The organism is Longispora albida DSM 44784 (assembly GCF_000379825.1).
GTDB lineage: Bacteria > Actinomycetota > Actinomycetes > Mycobacteriales > Micromonosporaceae > Longispora > Longispora albida.
The window spans coordinates 378,124-391,949 of record NZ_KB903834.1; the positions used below are offsets into that span (position 1 = coordinate 378,124).

Below are 13,826 nucleotides of genomic sequence, written 5' to 3' on the forward strand. Positions count from 1 at the left end.
GTGAGGAGTTAGGTCGTGGACTCTGCCAAGGTCCCTGAACGCGTCAAACGGCTCGTGCACTTCGGGTCGCGCTCGCTGGGCCGCGCTACCGCCAGTGCCCGGCTGCTGCCGTCCTTCCTGCTGTGCGGGGGTCAGCGGTGCGGCACCACGTCGCTGTACCGCGCGCTCGCCGCGCACCCGGCGATCCTGAAGGCCGTGCTGCACAAGGGCGTGCACTACTTCGACACGTCGTACCACCAGGGCATGTCCTGGTACCGCGGCCACTTCCCCCTGCGGATGAACGCCAGGAGGCTCAGCGGCCGGATCGGCGTGCCCGTGCAGACGTTCGAGTCGAGCCCGTACTACATGTACCACCCGCACGCCGCCGAGCGGATCCGCCGGGACCTGCCGGACGTGAAGCTGGTCGTGCTGCTGCGCGACCCGGTCGAGCGGGCCCACTCGCAGCACGCGCACGAGCTGGCGCGCGGCTTCGAGCACATCGAGGAGTTCACCGAGGCGCTGGACCTGGAGCCGGTCCGGCTGTCCGGCGAGGCCGAGCGGCTGCGCACCGACCCGACGTACTACTCGTTCTCGCACCAGCACCACGGCTACCTGGCCCGTGGGCAGTACACCGACTACCTGGAGCCCCTGGCGAACCTGTTCGGCCGGGACCGCATCCACGTGCTCGACAGCCACGACTTCTTCACGAACCCCGGCCCCGTCTACGACGAGCTGCTGCACTTCCTCGGCCTGCCCTGGCTGGGCAACCCGCCGTTCGAGCAGCACAACGCCCGGCCACGCTCCACCATGGACCCGGCGGTGCGCACGGCACTCGAACGCTACTTCGAGCCATACGACCGCAGGCTCGTCGATTGGCTCGGCTGGGTACCCTCTTGGCGCCGCTGAGCACCGTCACCACCCGCACAGCACGCGACCGGGCCGACCTGGGCCGGGTCGCGCGGCGGGGTGTGCTCAACCTGGCCGGCGCCGGGTACGCGGGCCTGGCGGGCTTCGGTATCACCTGGCTGGTCGCCCGGGGGCTGCAACCGGCCCAGGCCGGCGTCTTCTTCGCGGCCACCGCCGTGTTCACGATCGCCGTGACGGTCGCGAAACTCGGCACGCAGACCGGCCTCGTGTACTGGCCGGCCCAGCTCCGCGCGCAGGGCCGCCTCGACCTGCTCAGACCGTGCCTGCGGATCGCGCTGAGCCCGGTGCTGCTGACCTCGGCGGTACTGGCGGCCGGGCTGTGGTTCACCGGCAGGCTCAACGCGCTCGCCTTCTTCCTGCCGCTCGCCGCGCTGACCGACGCGCTGCTGGCCGCGACCCGTGGCTGCCGGCGCCCGCGGCCTACGGTGCTGCTCGACAAGCTGCTCCGGCCGACGTTGCAGCTGGGCGCGCTGGCCGTGGCGCTGTGGCTGGCCGAGGGATCGCCGGGTGCCTTCACGCTGGCCTGGGCCTGGGCCTACGTCCCGGTCGTGCTGCTGGCCTGGCGGTCGGCCAGGCGGGCGGTGTCGCGGCCGGAAGTCGCACCACCGGACGCCACGCTCACGCCGGCCACGCTGCGGAAGGCGTTCTGGAAGTTCACCGCGCCGCGCGCGCTGGCCAGCGTGGCACAGCAGGCGGTGCAGCGGGTGGACATCATCCTGCTGGCGGCGCTGGTCGGCTTCACGCAGGCCGCGTACTACGCCGTGGCCGGCCGGTTCGTGATCGTCGGGCAGCTGGCGAACCAGGCGCTCTCGTACAGCGTGCAGCCCCGGCTGGCCGACCTGCTCGCGACCGGCGACAAGGCTGCGACGAAGGCCCTGTACCAGTCGGCGACCGGCTGGCTGATCCTGCTGTCCTGGCCGATCTACCTGCTGGCCGCCGTCTTCGCCCCGGTGTACCTGCGCCTGTTCGGCCCCGGCTACGCCCCGGCGGCCGGCGTGGTCGTCGTCCTCGCCGTCGCGATGCTCGTCGCCTCGGGCTGCGGCATGGTCGACGCGGTGCTGTCGATGGCCGGCCGGACCTCGTGGAACCTCATCAACGTCCTCGCGGCCCTCGTCGCCAACGTGGCCGTGGACCTGGTGCTCATCCCGCGCTGGGGCGCGAGCGGCGCGGCGTGCGGCCTGGCCGCCGCGGTGCTGACGAACAACCTGCTGCCACTCGCGCAGCTCAAGCTCGGGCTCGGGATGCACCCGTTCGGGCGGGGGACGCTGCTCGCTGCGGCGCTCTCCGGTACCTGCTTCGGCATCCTGCCGCTGGTCACGACCACGTTCACGGGCCGCAACATGGCCGGGCTGCTGCTCGCGGCCGGGCTCGGCGGCGCGGTGTACGGCCTGGCGTGCTGGCGGCTGCGCGTACCACTGGCACTGTCCGAGCTCACGACCTTGCGGAGGAAGGCGTGAAACGACTGCTGGCAGCTTCCCTGGCCGCTTTCCTGGTCGTGACGGGGCTGGCGGGCTGCGAACCGGCGGACCCGCCGGTGGAGCAGCCCCCCGGCCCGCCGGCCGCGCTCCAGCCCTCCGGCCCGGTCAAGGTCCCCGACCGTGGCGCGTACGTCGGGGCCTGGGTGCGCCCCGGCGACTACAGCGACGCCGCGCGCGTCGAGGCCATCACGGGCCTGGAGGGCCAGCTCGGGCGCAAGCTCGACATCGTGCACGTCTATCACAAGTGGACGGACAAGCTCGCCGACCCGGCCGACTCCGCGTTCGTCAAACGCGGGACCACACTCATGATCAGCTGGGCCGGCGCCGACACCCGCATGGTCACGTCCGGCCGCCTCGACCAGGAGATCAGCGCACAGGCCGTCCGCGTCAGAAACCTGAAAAAACCAGTTCTTCTGCGGTACCGGTGGGAGATGGACCGCCCCAACCTCCGCGCCCAGATGTGGTCCCCCGAGGACTACATCGCGGCCTGGCGGCACGTCCGCCGCGTGTTCCAGCAGGCCGGCGCGTCGAACGTGTCGTGGGTGTGGTGCCCGACAGCCGAGGGGTTCGCCACCGGCGAGGCCCAGAAGTTCTACCCCGGCGACGAGCAGGTCGACTGGACCTGCGCCGACGCCTACACGTCCACCACACTCCGGCCGCTGTCCGAGGTGGCCGGGCCGTTCCTGAACTGGGCGAAGGCCCGGCCGAAACCGATCATCATCGGCGAGTACGGCATCTCGAAGAAGTTCTCAGCCACCGAGCGCGCCGCCTGGCTCCGCGACGCGGCGGTCCTGTTCGAACGCACACCCAGGATCAAGGCCGTCAGCTACTTCAACTCCGACCCCGAGGGCAACGACGCCGCCCACCAGTACTCGATAGACGGCCAGTCCCTCGCGGCCTTCAGAGGAATGGCGACCAGCGACTGGTTCAGCAGAGGCCGTTCATAGTCGACGATCATCATCAGATCTGGCGATCAGCTCCATAGTGGACGATACTTACGGAATGGCCCCTACGCCCGAAGAGATCATCACCCAGGCGCAACTCGCCGATCGCGCCCTTGGAGAAGCCCGGGCAGCCGTCGACAAGACGATCGCCATGCTGGACGAACTCGCCCGGCACTACGTTGTCGTCAACGACCAGCCCCGGTTCGCCGCCACTCAGTCAGCGACGGCGACCACCAGGGAGATCACCGCCGAGATCAGCGCCGCCCTGGACGCTGTGGACCGGGCAAGCACCAAGATCAGGGGCATCAGCCAGGGGCGATAGTCACGGGGCGGCACTGGGTACCGCTGCGGCCCCGAACTCGCCACCAGCACACCTGGCCGCCACCGGCCGCTGGTACCGGCCGGCCGACGTACCGCGTCACATCCGGGAGGCAGGAGTTCGCCTCAGGCCACGCGAGCCCCTGGGCGCGCTGGGCGCACCGACTCAGGGCGATTTCCTGGGGCAGATCATCGACTCCGGCGGCCGGGACACATCGCCTGCAGCCGACCTGGACCCGGTCCCGCTGCCCGTTCCTCCGGTCACCATGTGGCAGCACGTCGAGTCCAAAGTAGCCGCCATCATCCGCCGTGAAGGCACCAACGAGGCTGAGCTGGTCATCAACAACATCCCATGTGGGAACACCAGGGAGGTCAGCGCTGCCGCCAACCCCTACAGTTGCGAGCGAATCCTTCCCGCGATACTGCCCGCAGGCACCCGGTTGACCGTCTGGGTCACCCCTGACTCCGGCCGCACCTGGCTTCGCGGCACTTACCACGGGACCGGCGAGAGGATCAGGCCATGACCGGCTACTGGATGTTCAGCGACGGCCACGTGGGTGCCGAGTTGCAGGCGAGCCCGGCCGACGCCGCCGCGACCCTCGCGTTCTACGAGGGTTCGGTCAACCTTCACGGCTTCCGGGTCTTCACGTTCTGGGTTGGCCCAGCGCAGCCCGGCTGGGACCACAATGTCAGTCCCGGCACGGCCGAGCTGCGCTTGGACGTCGACTACGAGAACCAGCGTGCCGCCGTCACCTGGCTGGCCGACGGCACGCACGTCAACGAGATCGACCCACCGGCCACGCCGCTCGTCACGCTGGATCCGTTCACCGGCCAGGACACGGTTCCAGCCCAGGTGGCTACATGTTCGCTGACGTCGGCCGGTGTGATCCTCGCGGAATACGTCGCGACGGGCACCAGGCCCAGCGCGTACCCATGGGTGAGTGCGGGGTCCTGACAGGCTCAGATCTCCTTCTGGAGGACCACCAGGTACTCGGTGCGGCGGGCGTCGAGCTGGCCGAGGCTGGCTGCCCGGGTCAGGCCCTGGGCCGCGCGCCAGCTCATGCCGGTCATCTTGAGCTTCTCGCGGAGCTTGCGCTGCTTGTTGTCCTCGAAGTACCCCTCGAAGGCCACGGACAGGCCCAGGTCTGTGGCCCGGCGGGCGAGGTGGCGGGGGGCGATCGAGCGGCGCAGCGTCGTCGGGTACGGGCCGAAGCCGGGCTTGCCGGCGTTCTGCGAACCGGCGATCCTCCGGCGGAACCAGATGTGGAAGCTGTGCGGGGTCCACTTGGTGACCAGGGACTTCGGGCTGGCCAGGTGCGGTACGGCCAGCACCATCAGCCCGCCGGGCCGCAGCCAGCCGGCGAACCGCTCGACGAGCAGGTCCGGCCGGTCGACGTGTTCCAGCACGTACCAGCAGGTGATCAGGTCGAAGCTCCGCGGCGGCGGCGTGTACTCCATCAGGTCGCACAGCACCCGCTCGTCGAGCCGCTTGTTCCAGGCCAGCGCGTTGGGATCGGTGTCGACGCCGATCACGTAGGTGTCTGGCGGGAGGGACAGCCGGGTGCGCTTCCCGGCCCCGGCTTCCAGTGCCCGGGAACCGAGATGGTCGCCGAGCAGCTCGTCGACTGCGCTCTGGAGCGCGGTGCACGCCTCTGCGGGGCGATCGAAGGTCAGCATGTGGTCTTCCTTGCGTTGATGAGCAGGCGGAGGGCGAAGGGCAGGTCGTGCACGAGGTACCGGCCTGCCAGCCGGCGGGGCTCGCTGAGCAGCCGGTGTAGCCACTCCAGCCCCGAGCGCTGCATCCACAGTGGAGCGCGGCGCAGCTCGCCGGCCACGAACTGGATCGAGGCGCCGCAGCCGAGGAACCAGGTACCTGGCAGCTGGGGCCGGAGCCTGGTGATCACCCGTTCCTGTTTGGGGAACCCCAGGCCGACGTACACGATGGAGGGTTTTTCCTCGATGATGGCCGCGCACAGCTCGTCGTAGTCCGGGGTGTCCTCGAAGCCGAAGGGCGGGCTGATCTGCCCGGCGATCCGCAGGCCGGGACACGCCTCGGCGAGGACGTCACCGGCCCGGGTGCTGCCCGGGTCGCCGCCGATCAGGAACGCCGAGCGGCCGTCGGCGCCCAGCGCCCGCGACAGCGACCAGATCAGGCTCGACCCGGCGACCCGCTCGGGCAGCGGCGTACCGGCCCGCCGCGCGGCCCACAGCAGCGGCATGCCGTCGGCGACCACGAGTGTCGCGTCGTCCAGGTAGTCGGCTGCTTCCGCGCCGCGCCGGAGGATGTCGACGTTGGGCGTGATGATCCGGCCGCCCTCGCCGCGCTCGACGGCCGCCCGGACGTGCTCGACGGCCTCGGCCTCGGTGAGGGCGTCGAACGCCACCCCGCCGACAGTCACTTTTCCTACCAAAGCCGGGTTCCCCGTTCTTTCCGCTGTGCTCGCTCGTTATAACGAGCGGGCTGGTCTGGGAGGGTATGCGTGGTTCGCCTCATTTTCATCGGTGCGCTCGGACGGAGCGGCACGACACTCCTGGAACGGGTTCTCGGCCAGCTGCCCGGCGTCTGCGCGCTCGGCGAGGTCGTCCACCTCTGGGACCGCGACGTCCGCGACGACGAGCGCTGCGGCTGCGGCCACCGGTTCTCCCGGTGCGAGTTCTGGCAGGAGATCGGCGAGCGCGCTTTCGGTGGCTGGCACCGGCTCAACGTCCCGAAGCTGCTGGAGTTGCGGGCAACGGTCGAGCGGACCCGGCACATCCCCCGGCTCGCCGTCCGGGGCGGCTCCGCCGTCGAGGACTACGTCTGGCACTACCGCCGGGTGTACCAGGCTGCCGCCGAGGTGTCCGGCGCGCCGGTCATCGTGGACTCGTCGAAGCACGCGGCCCTCGCGTACTGCCTGCGCTGGTCCCCCGACATCGACCTGCGCGTCCTGCACGTCGTCCGCGACGCGCGCGGCGTCGCCTACTCGTGGACGAAGAACGTGCCCCGGCCGGAGACCGACGGCACCGAGGCGATGACCCGCTACTCCCCGACCCGGTCGGCGCTGCTGTGGAACACGCACAACGCGGCGTTCGGGCTGCTGCGGCGGAGCGGGGTGCCCGTCCGCCGCGTCCGGTACGAGAACTTCCTCCGCGACCCGGTCGCCGTCACCTCGTCGATCGCCCGGTTCGCCGGGCTCGGCGGGCTCGACGCGGCCGGGCTCGGATTCCTCGACCTCGAATCCGCCGAGCTGACCACCTGCCACAGCGCGGCCGGCAATCCGATGCGCTTCACCACCGGCCGGGTACCGCTCCGCAGGGACGAGGCCTGGCGCACCGCCCTACCCCCCAGGCAGCGGCAGCTCGTCGGCGCGCTCACCGCGCCACTGCTCAGCCGCTACGGCTACCTCCGGAGTTGACATGTACTGGCCTTCCATCGGCGTCGTGATCCCCACCCACCGCCGCCCAGAGCAGCTCCGCGAGGCTGTCGCAGGCGTGCTGGCCCAGCAGTATCCCGGCGAGCTGCGGGTGATCGTGGTCTACGACCGGGCCGAGCCCGACTTCATGGTCGCGCAGGGCGGGGACCGGCCGGTGATGGTGCTGTCGAACAACCGCACCCCTGGCCTGGCCGGCGCCCGCAACACCGGGATCGCGGCTCTCGACACCGACCTGGTCGCCTTCTGCGACGACGACGACGTGTGGCTGCCGGGGAAGATCACGGCGCAGGCGATGGCGCTGTGGCGGCGGCCGCTGGCCGAGTTCTCCACGTGCGCGATCGAGGTCGCCTACAACGGGCAGGTCAACGCGCGGCTGGCCGGGCAGGCGGAGGTCAGCCACGCCGACCTGCTGCGCTCGCGGATGGCGATGCTGCACTCCTCGACGTTCCTGATCCGGCGCGGCGCGCTGACCGGCGGGCTGGGCCTGGTCGCCGAGGACGCTCCGGGCAGCCAGAACGAGGACTGGGACCTGCTGCTGCGCGCCGCGGCCCGGCACCCGGTCGTGCACGTGGACACGCCGCTGGTCCGGGTGGCGTGGGGCGGGAACTCGCTGTTCGCCCGGCAGTACGACACGAAGATCTCTTCGCTGCGCTGGATGCTCGACCGGCACCCCGAGATCGGCACCAGCCCGGCCGGTGCGGCCAGGGTCTACGGGCAGCTCGCCTGCTGGCACGCAGCGAAGGGCGACCGGCGGCAGGCCGTGCGGTGGGCGAAGGCCGCGTTGCGGCAGCGCTGGCGCGAACCTCGGGCCGCGATCGCCCTGGCGGCCGCGACCCGGATCGTGAAGGTGGAACGGGTGGTCTCCGCGCTCCACCGCAGGGGCCACGGCATCTGAGACCTAGGGCGCCGGCGAGAAAGGCCAGGTGGATCGCCCACCTGGCCTTTCTTCCCTCTGTCGCGCGTGCCGGTTACGCCAGGCTCGGCCACATCTTCGTGCCGACGGCCGCCCGGCCGGAGCCCTCGCCGCCGAACATGACCATGCTGTTCTCCCCGTCGATGCCGGCGATGTCCGGCTTGCCGTCCCCGGTGAAGTCGCCGGAGACCAGGGTCCGCGCAGCGCCCCAGCGGCCGAGGCCCGGGGTCATCAGGACCATGCCGGTCAGCTTGCCCGTGCCGTCGCCCTTGAAGAAGTACAGGTTGTTGTCGGCCCCGGAGATGGCTGCCAGGTCCGTCTTCCCGTCCCCGTCGAAGTCGCCAGCCGTGTACCCCTTGGTGTAGGCGGCCCACGCACCGGCGTCCGGCCACATCGGAGTCATCGAGTTGGCCAGCTTGCCGTCGCCGGCGCCGGCGAAGAAGTACATGCTGTTCTGCGGGGTGACCGCGGCGAGGTCCATCTTGCCGTCGCCGTTGAAGTCACCGGCGGTGATGCCCTTGGTGTAACCGCCCCAGCCGGCGTCCTGCCACATCGGACCGCCGTGGCTGACCCTGCCGGCGCCGTCGCCCGGGTAGAAGTACACCTGGTTGCCGAACAGGCTGACGAGGTCGCACTTGCCGTCGCCGTTGAAGTCGCCAGCCGCGATCGACAGGTGGCCGCTGCCCCAGTCGGGGTTCGTCCACATCAGGCCGGCCCCGGCCAGGTAACCCTTGCCGTCACCGGTGTACAGCCGCAGGTAACCGTCGGTGGTGATCGCGGCGACGTCAGGCTTACCGTCGCCGTTGAAGTCGCCGGCGGCCTGGATCCGGAAGGCGGCCCACGCGCCGCGGTCGGGCCACATCATCGGGTCGTTGCGGAGCTTGCCCGTGCCGTCGCCCTCGAAGAACCGCAGGTCACCGAGGGCGTCGACGCCCGCGATGTCGGCCTTGGTGTCGCCGTTGAAGTCACCGCCGGCTATCCGCTTGAAGCCGCCCCACTCGTTGCCGCCCGGCCACATCAGCTGGGCCTCGCCGGTGACCCGGCCCTTGGCGTCGCCCGGGTAGAGCCGCATGTCGCCGCTGGCGTCGACGCCGGCCACGTCCGCCTTGCCGTCACCGTTGAAGTCACCGGTCGCGATGCCGATCGAGGAACCGACCGGGCTGGTGTCCGGAGCCTTCACTCCAGTATGGATTCGCAGCTCGTCCAGGGCACCCTTCCAGGAACGGCCGCTTGCTGTGCCGACCACCAGCGGGTAGTACCCGTTCCACGCGGTGACACCGTTGAGGGTGGCTTCGAGCACCCCGTTGACGTAGAGCCTCGCCTGGCCGGCCTGCGCGTCGTAGATGGCGGTCAGGTGGGTCCAGACGTTCACGGCCGGCACGCTCACCGAGCGGGTGTACCAGCGCTTGGCCGGGGTCGCCGAGTCCGGGATCTCGAAGTTCCACCGGTCGGTGCTCTTGTCGTACTGGAGGAAGAACGGGTTGACGCCGGACGGGTTCCGCTGGCTGACGATGTTGTGGTCCTCGTTCTTGTCCGACAGCCGCGCCCACACCGAGATCGTGTACGACTGGCTGGTGTCCAGCACCGGGTACTGCGTGTCGCCGTAACCTGTGCTGTCCAGCAGCAGGCAGGTGCCGACCTTGCAGTTGCCGGAGCCATCGAACGGCACCTGGAAGCCGCCGTAGAGATTCAGGTCGTTCTCGCCCTGGTTGGGGTTGTCACCGGTGTTGGTCTCCGGCGGCCATTCCTGGTCGAAGTGCCATTCGGCCACTTCGGACGGTGCGACGATCTCGGCGATCTCATGGTCGACCAGCAGTCGGCTCCAGGCCCGTACGTCGGCCAGGCCGCCGCGCCAGAGCGCTCCGCCGTTGGCCGCCCCGTTGACCTTGTCGCGGCCGATCGTGAACTGGCCGGTGGCCTTCACCGTCGCGGTGTGCGGGGTCGTGGTGGCGAGCTTGCCGTTCACGTACAGCTTGAGCTGCTTCTTCGGCTCGTCGTACGCGGCGATCAGGTGGGTCCACACGCCGGTCTTCGCGCCGCTGGCCGTCGCGATCGTGACCGGGAAGCCGTCGGAGTCGGAGGTCGGCATGCCGAACCGCCAGGTGCTGTCGCCGCCGTACCAGAGCATGAAACCGCTGATCCGGTTGCCGTCCTGGCCCACGACCACAGCCTGCCCGGTACCCGGGTCGGCCTTCGCCCACGCCGAGACGGTGAAGCTCTTCGTCGTGTCCGCGATCACGGGGCCGGCGGTGCTGGCGATCGGGTTCGCGGTGCCGTCGAAGCCGTAGCCGCCGCCGTCCACGATCCGGTGCACGGTGGTGGGCGGGACGGTGGCGGTCAGGTGCCGGTTGTGGCCGGAGTTGTCGCCGAGGACCGGCATGTCGGCCTGGAGCCAGCGCCCCTCGTTGATGGCGTAGCCGGCCACGGTGAACTGGTACTCCCTGGTCGCCGTCCGGCCGGCCCGGTCGATGGCCTGCACGTACAGCGTCTTCGGGCCGCCGGCCTGCGGGGTCCAGGTCACCGTCACCGGAGCACCCATCCGAGACGTGCTGACCCGGGTGGCCGGCGGGTCGGTGAAGCCCCAGTTGTACGCCACGACGTCCAGCGAGCTGGTGAAGGTGAACCTGCCCGGCTGGCCACCGCCGCCGCACGGCTGGCAGCCTTCCGCGTACAGGTCGTTGTCGATCGACGGCTTGGCCGGGTCGACCAGGTCCACGCCGAACTCACAGTTGCCGGGGATGCCCGTGATCGGACCTGCCTTGCCGTGCGAGTCGGTGGACTGGGCCCGGTACGCATAGATTCCGCCGTCGGCCAGGCCCGATGCCGTCCACTGTGCCGTGTAGCCTCCGGCCGGGCCGTCCTGGTACCCGCCAGCAGCTGTGCGCTCGTCGAAGCTGGTGCCGTTGTGCTTGACGTGCGCGATCCAGGTCCGCAGGTTCTGGTCGGTGTCCGGGTCGCTCGCCCACGCGCGCAGGGTCGGCGTGGCCGTCGTGATCCACGGCCGGGCCTGGCCGGTCGCGCACGGCTTGTTGTCGACGCTCAGCGAGGTCGGCATGTTCGGCGGCCGGTTGAAGTCGATCGCCAGTACCGGCGAATCGTGCTTGAACTTCTTCCAGCTGTCGTGGCCGCCCTCGTCGCGGGCCTTCAGGCCGAAGGTCGCGCCGTTCCAGCCGGTCGCCTCCTGGAGCTTCGCCTTCAGCGCGTCGTTGCTGAACTCCACGTTGCCGGTGCAGTTGCCCGGGTTCACCGAGACGAGCGGGGAGCCCCAGGAGCCGGAGTGGTTGTTCCAGGTGGTCCCGGAGTTCACCGCGCCGACGTGGTGCAGGTCGACGTGCCCGCCGCCGCAGGTCCACGAGTGGGTGAGCTGTGCGCTGAAGGTCGCCTTGAGCACCGTCGCGCCCGGCAGCTGGAACCGGCCGGTCGGGAAGGTGAAGACCGACCGGTACATCACGGTGTTGTCCCAGTCGGAGTAGCCGACCTTCGCTCCGTCGTTGCGGTCGTACGACCAGTAGGACGTGGTCGGGTAGTAGCTGTTGATCATCGTCCAGCCGTTGGTGGCCTCCGATGCGGAAGGGTCGATCGACAGCGGGAAGGACGTGTCGGCCCCGGTCAGCAGCTCCTGGTCCGGCTCGATCGTGATCGAGCCCGGCGCCACGGCGGCCGGCATCTGCTTCCGCTTGACGGCCCCGGTCTCCGCCGGGGTCGCCACCAGACCTTTTCTCGTACCCGCGGCCGGAGCCTGCGCCCGGCCGGCGTCCCACATCATCGGCGCGCCGGAGCCGAACACTTCCTGCCCGGCCGCGTCGACAGCCGCGAACCCGCCGTCCTTCGCTGACTTCACGGTCAGGCCGCTGCCGGACGTGGTGAACGTGAGCTTCCTCAGCGCCGGGTTTTTGGCGGCCTCCGGGGTCTTCACCACCAGTACCTCGGCGAAGCCCTGCGCGTCGGCCTGGACCTTGAGGTCGACGCCCGGCAGGACCTCCGGGTAGACGGCGGTATCGCCGCTGAGCACGGGAGCCGGCAGCGTGCCCGGCCAGCCGAGGGAGAAGGACTTGCCGTCCTTCGCCGCCGTGACGAAGGGCCTGTGCCCGCCGCCCGACAGGGTGATCGCCAGCGGAGAGGCGACCGGCGTGATCGTGCCGTCAGCGTTCTTCCGGAGCGTGGTGTCGACCGGCACCCACTCGGTGCCCTTCTTCACCCGCACCGGGCTGGCGGAGATCTCGGCGGTGAGGTGACCCGCCGGATTCGCGAACAGCCGCTCGCGCTCACCGCGCTGGCCGATCACCTCGACCTGCCGTTTGCAGGCTTTCGCTGTGGCGAGCGCGCTCGCCTCGTCCTGGCGGACGTCCGCGCAGTCCGCTGGCGCCGCCGCCGCTGGCTGAGCCAGCACAAGCGGCGTCAGCACCCCGCCTAACAACGCGATCAGGGCAGGGTGAACCCCGCGCCGAACAGTCATCACGTAGCCCCCGTGGCTCGATAGTCTCGACGGAGGCAGTGTCCGGCCCGGTGGTAACCCTGTCAAGAAAGGTTTCCACCGGGCCAGATTTGACATGCTATGTCTAACCACGCACGGGCAACGTCCCCTGTGGAGGATGACTGTCTTCTATACGATGATCGCCGCTCCGGCTGTCTTGTTGGTGGCCTCGTCGATGATGATGAAGCCACCGGTGGCACGGTTGCGGCGGTACTCGTCGTGGAGCAGCGGCACGGTCGTGCGGAGCCGCACCCGGCCGATCTCGTTCAGGCCCAGGCTCGACGCGCCCTCGTCGCGGTGCAGCGTGTTGATGTCGAGCCGGTAGTGCAGGTTCTTCACGACGGCACGGGCGCTGCGGGTCGTGTGCTTGATCGTGTACTTGCGGCCGGGCGTGAGCGGCACCGACTCGTCCATCCAGCACACCATCGCCTCCACGTCCTGGGAGACCTGTGGCTTGTTGTTCGGGCGGCAGAACATGTCGCCCCGCGAGATGTCGATCTCGTCCTCCAGGCGGACGGTCACGCTCATCGGCGGGTAAGCCTCGGCGACCGGCCCGTCCGCCGTGTCGATGCCCGCGATCCGCGAGGTGAACCCGGACGGCAGCACCATCACCTCGTCGCCCGGCTTGAGCACCCCGGAGGCCACCTGACCGGCGTAGCCCCGGTAGTCGCGGCGGTCGTCGGCGTTGGACTGCGGCCGGATCACGTGCTGGACGGGGAAGCGGGCGTCCACGAGGTTGCGGTCGGATCCGATGTGGACGTGCTCCAGGTGGTGCAGCAGCGACGTGCCCTCGTACCAGGGCATGTTCTGCGAGCGCTCGACGATGTTGTCGCCCTTGAGCGCCGAGATCGGGATGATCGCGAGGTCGGGCACGTCGAGCTTGGCGGCGAACGCGCGGAACTCGGCCGAGATCTTCTCGAAGACCTCCTCCGACCAGTCGACCAGGTCCATCTTGTTGACGCAGAGGACCATGTGCGGGACGCGCAGCAGCGAGCACAGGAACGCGTGCCGGCGCGACTGCTCGACGAGCCCCTTTCGGGCGTCGACCAGGATCAGCGCCAGGTCGGCCGTCGAGGCACCGGTGACCATGTTCCGCGTGTACTGGATGTGCCCCGGGGTGTCGGCGATGATGAACTTCCGCCGGGGCGTGGCGAAGTACCGGTACGCGACGTCGATCGTGATGCCCTGCTCCCGCTCGGCACGCAGGCCGTCGGTGAGCAGCGCCAGGTCGGTGTAGTCGTCGCCACGGGCGGCACTCGTGGCCTCGACGGCGGCGAGCTGGTCCTCGAAGATGGACTTCGAGTCGTAGAGCAGGCGGCCGATCAGCGTCGACTTGCCGTCGTCTACCGAGCCGGCGGTGGCGAAACGCAACAGGTCCAT

The 13,826-nt window shown here is 70.1% G+C and carries 12 protein-coding genes; 8 read left to right on the plus strand and 4 right to left on the minus strand.

What is annotated here, in order from left to right; translation table 11 throughout:
- Positions 1 to 15 precede the first annotated feature (15 nt).
- From A3G1_RS0122315 to A3G1_RS0122335, 6 genes are all read left to right on the plus strand, one after another.
- Positions 16 to 885, plus strand: coding sequence for a sulfotransferase domain-containing protein (locus A3G1_RS0122315; RefSeq protein ID WP_018351718.1), 870 nt, complete (start codon positions 16 to 18; stop codon positions 883 to 885).
- Complete coding sequence (locus A3G1_RS0122320) at positions 873 to 2,363, plus strand: oligosaccharide flippase family protein (RefSeq protein ID WP_018351719.1); 1,491 nt, start codon at positions 873 to 875, stop codon at positions 2,361 to 2,363. Before A3G1_RS0122315 ends, A3G1_RS0122320 begins: the two co-directional genes overlap by 13 nt.
- On the plus strand, positions 2,360 to 3,331 hold the full coding sequence (locus A3G1_RS36210; protein ID WP_018351720.1) for a glycosyl hydrolase: 972 nt from the start codon (positions 2,360 to 2,362) through the stop codon (positions 3,329 to 3,331). Before A3G1_RS0122320 ends, A3G1_RS36210 begins: the two co-directional genes overlap by 4 nt.
- Positions 3,332 to 3,386: 55 nt before the next feature.
- Positions 3,387 to 3,650: a hypothetical protein gene (locus tag A3G1_RS41855; RefSeq protein ID WP_018351721.1), complete on the plus strand. Its 264-nt coding sequence runs from the start codon at positions 3,387 to 3,389 to the stop codon at positions 3,648 to 3,650.
- Between the two features lie 148 nt (positions 3,651 to 3,798).
- Positions 3,799 to 4,170 carry a DddA-like double-stranded DNA deaminase toxin gene (locus tag A3G1_RS42350; protein ID WP_425411401.1) on the plus strand — a complete coding sequence of 124 codons (372 nt, stop codon included), beginning with the start codon at positions 3,799 to 3,801 and terminating at the stop codon, positions 4,168 to 4,170.
- Positions 4,167 to 4,601 (plus strand): Imm1 family immunity protein, encoded by a 435-nt coding sequence (locus A3G1_RS0122335; protein ID WP_018351722.1) that lies wholly within the window; start codon positions 4,167 to 4,169, stop codon positions 4,599 to 4,601. Before A3G1_RS42350 ends, A3G1_RS0122335 begins: the two co-directional genes overlap by 4 nt.
- 5 nt (positions 4,602 to 4,606) lie before the next feature.
- On the opposite strand, the gene A3G1_RS38875 is transcribed toward A3G1_RS0122335, so the two are convergent.
- Positions 4,607 to 5,323, minus strand: a complete 717-nt coding sequence (locus tag A3G1_RS38875; protein ID WP_018351723.1) for a class I SAM-dependent methyltransferase — start codon at positions 5,321 to 5,323, stop codon at positions 4,607 to 4,609.
- Positions 5,317 to 6,045: a WecB/TagA/CpsF family glycosyltransferase gene (locus A3G1_RS0122345; RefSeq protein WP_018351724.1), complete on the minus strand. Its 729-nt coding sequence runs from the start codon at positions 6,043 to 6,045 to the stop codon at positions 5,317 to 5,319. Before A3G1_RS0122345 ends, A3G1_RS38875 begins: the two co-directional genes overlap by 7 nt.
- 81 nt (positions 6,046 to 6,126) lie before the next feature.
- Between A3G1_RS0122345 and A3G1_RS0122350 the strand changes: the two genes are divergently transcribed.
- Together A3G1_RS0122350 and A3G1_RS0122355 are read left to right on the plus strand one after the other, a co-directional pair.
- Positions 6,127 to 7,041 carry a sulfotransferase gene (locus tag A3G1_RS0122350; protein WP_018351725.1) on the plus strand — a complete coding sequence of 305 codons (915 nt, stop codon included), beginning with the start codon at positions 6,127 to 6,129 and terminating at the stop codon, positions 7,039 to 7,041.
- A gap of 1 nt (position 7,042) precedes the next feature.
- Positions 7,043 to 7,954, plus strand: coding sequence for a glycosyltransferase family A protein (locus A3G1_RS0122355; protein ID WP_018351726.1), 912 nt, complete (start codon positions 7,043 to 7,045; stop codon positions 7,952 to 7,954).
- 73 nt (positions 7,955 to 8,027) lie between these two features.
- Here A3G1_RS0122355 and A3G1_RS0122360 read toward each other — a convergent pair whose 3' ends face one another.
- Together A3G1_RS0122360 and A3G1_RS0122365 are read right to left on the minus strand one after the other, a co-directional pair.
- Complete coding sequence (locus A3G1_RS0122360) at positions 8,028 to 12,428, minus strand: LamG-like jellyroll fold domain-containing protein (protein ID WP_169437603.1); 4,401 nt, start codon at positions 12,426 to 12,428, stop codon at positions 8,028 to 8,030.
- Between the two features lie 147 nt (positions 12,429 to 12,575).
- Positions 12,576 to 13,826, minus strand: coding sequence for a sulfate adenylyltransferase subunit 1 (locus A3G1_RS0122365; RefSeq protein ID WP_018351728.1), 1,251 nt, complete (start codon positions 13,824 to 13,826; stop codon positions 12,576 to 12,578).

What these genes read in the sequence shown, in the direction of transcription:
- A3G1_RS38875 (WP_018351723.1), bottom strand. Translation starts at nt 5,323, where the DNA reads ATGCTGACCTTCGATCGCCCCGCAGAGGCGTGCACCGCGCTCCAGAGC.
- A3G1_RS0122355 (WP_018351726.1), top strand. Translation starts at nt 7,043, where the DNA reads ATGTACTGGCCTTCCATCGGCGTCGTGATCCCCACCCACCGCCGCCCA.
- A3G1_RS41855 (WP_018351721.1), top strand. Translation starts at nt 3,387, where the DNA reads ATGGCCCCTACGCCCGAAGAGATCATCACCCAGGCGCAACTCGCCGAT.
- A3G1_RS0122335 (WP_018351722.1), top strand. Translation starts at nt 4,167, where the DNA reads ATGACCGGCTACTGGATGTTCAGCGACGGCCACGTGGGTGCCGAGTTG.
- A3G1_RS0122360 (WP_169437603.1), bottom strand. Translation starts at nt 12,428, where the DNA reads ATGACTGTTCGGCGCGGGGTTCACCCTGCCCTGATCGCGTTGTTAGGC.
- A3G1_RS0122365 (WP_018351728.1), bottom strand. Translation starts at nt 13,826, where the DNA reads ATGGACCTGTTGCGTTTCGCCACCGCCGGCTCGGTAGACGACGGCAAG.